This window comes from Candidatus Streptomyces philanthi (genome assembly GCF_059553635.1).
This window is the reverse complement of sequence record NZ_JCANQV010000425.1, coordinates 1-3,773: the sequence shown is the minus strand read 5'-3', so window position 1 is coordinate 3,773 and position 3,773 is coordinate 1. Positions and strand designations below refer to the sequence as shown.

The following is a 3,773-nucleotide window of genomic DNA, read 5'->3' as shown; positions in this document are numbered from 1 at the left end:
CGGCGGCGGGGGCGTCGGCGCGGCGGCAGGAACCGGCGGTGCGGCCGTTTCCGCCGCGGGCTCCTCGATGCTGACGCCGAAGTCGGTGGCGATGCCTGCCAGGCCGTCGGCGTACCCCTGGCCGACCGCGCGGACCTTCCAGGCCGCGTTGCGCCGGTAGAGCTCGACGACCACCAGGGCGGTCTCCGGGCCGAGCCGGGGCGGGGTGAAGACGGCGAGGACGTCGCCGCTGACGGCGTCGCGCACCGTGCCCGTCGGTTCCGTCCCGGCGAAGGTGGCCCCGGGGGCGTCCGGGCTCGCCGTCACCACGATCTTCTCGATCTCGGCGGGCACCGCGGTGGTGTCCACCGTGATGACGTCCCCGCCGCCGGAGGCGCCGGAGGAGTGGAGCACCCCGGCGCCCGCCGGCTGGTTGTAGAAGACGAAGTCGGCGTCGGAGCGCACCTTGCCGTCGGCGGTGAGCAGCAGGGCCGACACATCGAGCCGGGTGGGCGCGGTGACCTCCACCGCCACCCGCGCGGCGGTCAGCGGGAGGTTCGCGCCGGGAGTCATAGCCGTCATGCCAGCAGTAACGCACGGTGTCCGCCGGCGGTTCCCCCGTCCGCGGCAGCCGGTGCCGCCGTGCCGCGGACGGGCGCGGTCCCTTGTCAGTCGCGGGAGTTGCCGAACAGCAGCCGGTAGGCGATCAGCAGGACCAGGGCGCCCGCGATCGCCGCGATCCAGGTCGACGGGTCGAAGAGGTCGCGGGGGATGGGGCGGTCCAGGATCTTGACGGAGAGCCAGCCGCCGATGAAGGAGCCGGCGATACCGATCAGGGTGGTGCCGACCAGCCCGCCCGGATCGCGCCCCGGCAGCAGGATCTTGGCGATGACTCCCGCGATCAGTCCGAGTACGAGCCAGCTGACGATACCCATGGTGTGATTCCTCGTTCCTGTGCGGCGCGGTGCCGCCGGGTCGGTTGCGTTCCCTGTGCGGTTGTGCCCACAAGGACGCGCGGAGGGGGCGCGACGTTCCGTGCCGCGGCCACCGGGACGGAACGCCGTGTGCCGTGCCGGTCAGTGCGGCCACAGGGGCGGGTCGGTGCAGAAGGCGCCGCCGAGCCGGGACTGCGCGGGGTCGTCCGGGTCGAGTTCCCCCTGGGCGGCGAGCAGGGCCGCGGCGTACGGCTCGGAGTCGTCGAGCGGGGTGTAGCCGAGGGCGCGGGCGGTGGACAGGTCCCACCACAGGCGGGTGTTGGCGGAGGAGCCGTAGGCGATCGTGTGGCCGACGTCACGGGCGGTCAGCGCCGCGTGCAGCAGCCGGGCGCAGTCGGCCGGACTGAGCCAGATCGAGAGCATCCGCACCGTCGTCGGCTCCGGGAAGCAGGAGCCGATGCGCAGGGAGACCGTCTCGATGCCGTGGCGGTCGTGGTAGAGGGAGGCGAGGTCCTCGCCGAAGCACTTGGACAGGCCGTAGAAGGTGTCCGGCCGGTGGGGCGTGTCCACCGGGACGGCGGCGGAGCCGTCGGCGGGCCGGGGCACGAAGCCGACGGCGTGGTTGGAGGAGGCGGCGACGACCCGGCGCACCCCGGCCTCGCGGACCGCCTCGTAGAGATGGTGGGTGCCCTCGATGTTGGCCCGCAGGATCTTCTCGAACGGGGCCTCCAGGGAGATGCCCGCGAGATGGATCACCGCGTCGGTGCCGCGCACCGCCTCGCGCAGCGCGTCGCGGTCGCAGAGGTCGGCGGTGATCGCGTCCGGGGCGCCGGGCACCGGGCGCCGGTCGAACAGCCGCAGCCGGTAGCCGTACGGGGGCAGCAGGGTGCGCATCAGGGTGCCGATGCCGCCGGCGGCGCCGGTGAGCAGGACGGTGCGGGGTGCGGTCATGGGCGGGGCTCCTCCGGCCGGGCGCGGGCCGGGACCGGTCGGGCCGGGGCGCGGGCCGTATACGGGACGGGGTTCAGATGTGTGGACACGGTAGGGAGCGGCCTCACGGCCGGTCAAGACACCCCCGTACGCGGCGAGTTCGGGTGCGGGAAGGGCGGTTTCGGGTCCTTGACCGGTGCGGCGGGCTGCTCTAGCGTGAGGCAGGTTCATGAGTATGGACGCAGGTCAGAGATGTGTACGAGTCCGCGCACCGTGTACGCGCCTGCCAGGAGGGCCCGTGACCTCAGCCCCGCCGCTCGCCGGCCGCCTCGACGGACCGCTCTTCTTCCCCGTCACCGCCTTCGCCCCCGACGGCTCCCTCGCCCCGGACACCTACCGCGCCCATGTGCGCCAGGGGCTCGACGCGGGCGCCGCCGCCGTCTTCGCCTGCTGCGGCACCGGCGAGTTCCACGCACTGGCCCCCGGCGAGTTCCGGACCGCCGTCGCCGCCGCCGTCGAGGAGGCCGCCGGACGGGTCCCGGTGATCGCCGGTACCGGCTACGGCACGGCACTGGCCGTGGAGTTCGCCCGGCTGGCCCGGGACGCGGGGGCCGACGCGCTGCTCGCCATGCCGCCCTACCTCGTCGTCCCCGGGCAGCAGGGGCTGCTGCGCCACTACCGGACGCTGGCCGCCGCCACCGCGCTGCCGGTCATCGTCTACCAGCGCGACAACGCCGTCCTCACCCCTGCCACCGCCGCCGCCCTGGCCGCCACGCCCGGCATCGTCGGCGTCAAGGACGGCGTCGGCGACCTCGGACTGCTGCAACGCCTCATCAGCGCGGTCCGCACCGAGGTGCCCGGCAGCGGCTTCCTCTGGTTCAACGGCCTGCCCACCGCCGAACTCACCGCGCCCGCCTACCTCGGTCTGGGCGTCCGCCACTGGTCCTCCGCCGTCTTCGCCTTCGCCCCCGAGATCGCCGCCACCTTCCGGCGGGCCCTGACCGGCGGCGACACCCTCACCGTCGACCGGCTGCTGGACGGCTTCTACCGCCCGCTGGTCGAACTGCGCGACAAGGGACGCGGCTACGCCGTCTCGCTGGTCAAGGCCGGGGTACGGCTGCGCGGCACCGACGTCGGGGAGGTCCGGCCGCCGCTCGGCGAGCCGGAACCGGCGCACCTCGCGCAGCTGGAGGAACTGATCGGACACGGGCTCGCCCTGGCCGCCGGGGACGGCACGGGCCAAGGCGGCGCCTGATGCGGGCCGCGGCGTTCCTCTACCCCTGGGACGTGGTCGGCGACCCGGACGCCGCCCGCCGCCTCACCGGCCTCGGCATCCGGCAGGTCACCCTGGCCTCCGCCTACCACTCCACCCGCGCCCTCACCCCGCGCCACCCCCGCCACCGTGTCGTCACCGCCCGGCACTCCGCCGTCCTCTACCCGCCCGACCCCGGGCGCTGGGCCGGCCGCGCGCTGCGCCCGGCCCCGCAGGACTGGATGCCGGAGCCGGACCCCTTCGGCACGGCCGCGCGGGCGCTGGCCGCCGCCGGCGTCGAGGTGCACAGCTGGGTGGTGCTCGCCCACAACTCCCGCCTCGGCGCGGCGCACCCGGACACCGTCGTCCGCAACGCCTACGGGGACCCGTACCCGTGGGCGCCGTGCGTCGCCCGCCCCGAGGTGCGCGACCACCTCGCCGCCCTGGCCGCCGAGGCCGCCGTACGGCCCGGGGCCCGGGGCACCGAGCTGGAGTCCTGCGGCTGGTACGGACTGGCGCATCCGCACGCCCACGACAAGACCGGCGGGCTGCCGCTGTCCGGGGCCGCGCAGTACCTGATGTCCGTGTGCTTCTGCCCCGTGTGCCGCGAGGGCTACGACGGACTCGGCCTGCCCGCCGACGAGTTGCGGCAGGCGGTGCGGCGGGCCCTGGAGCCG

The 3,773-nt window shown here is 75.2% G+C and carries 4 protein-coding genes and 1 pseudogene; 2 read left to right on the top strand and 3 right to left on the bottom strand.

The window, feature by feature from the left end; genetic code table 11:
* The 3 genes from AC51EU_RS28320 to AC51EU_RS28310 form a co-directional block, all read right to left on the bottom strand.
* On the bottom strand, window positions 1-561 hold a 561-nt coding region (locus AC51EU_RS28320), incomplete at its 3' end, for a TerD family protein (protein ID WP_496269940.1).
* A gap of 86 nt (window positions 562-647) precedes the next feature.
* Complete coding sequence (locus AC51EU_RS28315) at window positions 648-914, bottom strand: GlsB/YeaQ/YmgE family stress response membrane protein (protein WP_496269939.1); 267 nt, start codon at window positions 912-914, stop codon at window positions 648-650.
* A 141-nt stretch (window positions 915-1,055) separates the two neighbouring features.
* Window positions 1,056-1,865 (bottom strand): NAD-dependent epimerase/dehydratase family protein, encoded by an 810-nt coding sequence (locus AC51EU_RS28310; RefSeq protein ID WP_496269938.1) that lies wholly within the window; start codon window positions 1,863-1,865, stop codon window positions 1,056-1,058.
* Between the two features lie 277 nt (window positions 1,866-2,142).
* Between AC51EU_RS28310 and AC51EU_RS28305 the strand changes: the two genes are divergently transcribed.
* Both AC51EU_RS28305 and AC51EU_RS28300 read left to right on the top strand, forming a co-directional pair.
* Complete coding sequence (locus AC51EU_RS28305; protein ID WP_496269937.1) at window positions 2,143-3,099, top strand: 5-dehydro-4-deoxyglucarate dehydratase; 957 nt, start codon at window positions 2,143-2,145, stop codon at window positions 3,097-3,099.
* Window positions 3,099-3,773 (top strand): annotated as a pseudogene (locus AC51EU_RS28300) (hypothetical protein); the annotation flags it as partial. The gene AC51EU_RS28305 and the pseudogene AC51EU_RS28300, both read left to right, overlap by 1 nt.